The sequence below is a fragment of the Brevibacillus halotolerans genome (assembly GCF_026891775.1).
Taxonomy (GTDB): domain Bacteria; phylum Bacillota; class Bacilli; order Brevibacillales; family Brevibacillaceae; genus Brevibacillus_B; species Brevibacillus_B halotolerans.
On sequence record NZ_JAPTNK010000062.1, the window covers coordinates 1 to 361 of the forward strand.

At 62.0% G+C, this 361-nt stretch carries 1 protein-coding gene; it reads left to right on the plus strand.

Annotation, left to right across the window (positions count from 1 at the left end; translation table 11 throughout):
* The coding region (locus O0550_RS24155; protein ID WP_258427430.1) for a collagen-like protein at positions 1–361 on the plus strand (361 nt) is incomplete at both ends.

Genomic DNA, 361 nt, shown 5'->3' on the forward strand with positions numbered 1-361 from the left:
GACCTACCGGAGACACTGGCGCTACTGGACCTACCGGAGACACTGGCGCTACTGGACCTACCGGAGACACTGGCGCTACTGGACCTACCGGAGACACTGGTGCTACTGGACCTACCGGAGACACTGGACCGACTGGCGACACCGGACCAACTGGACCTACCGGAGACATTGGACCAACTGGACCGACTGGCGACATCGGACCAACTGGACCGACTGGCGACATCGGACCAACTGGACCTACCGGAGACACTGGCGCTACTGGACCTACCGGAGACACTGGCGCTACTGGACCTACCGGAGACACTGGCGCTACTGGACCTACCGGAGACACTGGTGCTACTGGACCTACCGGAGACACTGG